General features: G+C 35.1%; 1 protein-coding gene. It reads left to right on the top strand.

Annotated elements, in window-relative coordinates:
* Positions 1-108 precede the first annotated feature (108 nt).
* A partial coding sequence (locus tag ACEN2H_RS15580) for an IS1182 family transposase (protein ID WP_441733973.1) occupies positions 109-1505 on the top strand: 1397 nt, incomplete at its 3' end.

Here is a 1505-nt window from a genome sequence, read left to right as displayed (position 1 = left end):
GGCACTGAAAAAGTCTTTTTAGGAATTAATTGTTAATAAAAAGGAGTAGAAAACTATAGTTTTTTGCTCCTTTTTTCGTATTTTTAATGGTACTCAAAAGGCTTTTAGATGTTAGTTCAACAACAAAAAATTCAATTCAGTCCGTACTCTTCGTTATATGATTTAATCGTTCCCAAGGACAATATGCTAAGAAAAATCAATGAGTTGATCGATTTTTCATTTATCTATGATGAGTTGCTAAATAAATACTGTACAAATAATGGTCGCACAGCAGAAAGTCCTGTGCGTATGTTCAAGTATTTACTTCTGAAAACAATTTATACCGTTTCAGATGTTGATGTAGTGGAGCGTTCCCGTTTTGATATGTCCTTTAAGTATTTTTTGGAAATGGCACCAGAAGAAGATGTTATCAATTCTAGTACGTTAACAAAATATAGAAAAAGACGTTTGAAGGACACCGACTTATTAAATCTATTGATTAGTAAAACGGTGACTATAGCCGTTGAAAAGGGCATTATCCGTTCTAAGTCTATTATAGTTGATGCCACACATACTTTATCGAGATCAAATCCATTTTCGGCAATTGAAGTATTGCGTGAGCGTTCAAAACTACTGCGAAAAACGGTTTATTTATTTGATGACCAATGGAAAGAACGTATGCCAGAGAAGAACAATACCAATGAATTAGAAATGGAATTGGCCTATTGTAAAGAGTTGGAGAGACGGCTAGAAAAAGAACAATCTTTAAGTTCTATACCTGCGGTGAAAGAAAAATTAAACTTGCTTAAAGAAACGATAGAAGACACTCAGGAAAATTTTACCCTATCAAAAGATACAGATGCTAAAATGGGGCATAAATCCGCTGATAGTTCCTTCTTCGGCTATAAGACTCATTTAGCGATGACCGAAGAGCGCATCATTACAGCAGCTGTAGTCACATCAGGCGAAAAAGGAGATGGCCCGGAGTTACCTAAACTTTTAGAAATTAGTCAGGAAAACGGAATCGATGTTGATACAATTATTGGCGATGGAGCCTATACAGGAAAAGAAAATCTCAAACTCACAAGTGGGCAAAATATTAAAGTGGTAGCGAGACTAAATGTTACAATAGCTCAAGGGGCTAGAAAAGACGAAGATAAATTTGATTACAATAAAGATGCCGATAGATTTATTTGTCCTGCTGGTCACATGGCTATACGAAAGGCTCGCGTAGGCAAAAAAAATGTTGGAACTAATCAAAAACAAACCTACTATTTTGATGTGGAAAAATGTAAGACCTGCTCTTTAAAAGAGGGGTGTTATAAAGAAGGAGCCAAGACAAAAACATATTCGGTGTCCATAAAATCGGACTTACACCAAGGACAAATCAGCTTTCAAGAAACTGACTATTACAAAGAAAAAGCAAAACACCGATATAAAATAGAAGCGAAAAATAGTGAGTTGAAAAATGTACATGGTTATGATAGAGCAATATCATATGGCATTACCAATATGCAAATGCAAGG

The organism is Flavobacterium sp. W22_SRS_FP1 (assembly GCF_052113685.1).
In the GTDB taxonomy this organism is placed as follows: Bacteria; Bacteroidota; Bacteroidia; order Flavobacteriales; family Flavobacteriaceae; genus Flavobacterium.
Note: the sequence above shows the minus strand (reverse complement) of the source record. Positions and strands in the feature narration are given on the sequence as shown.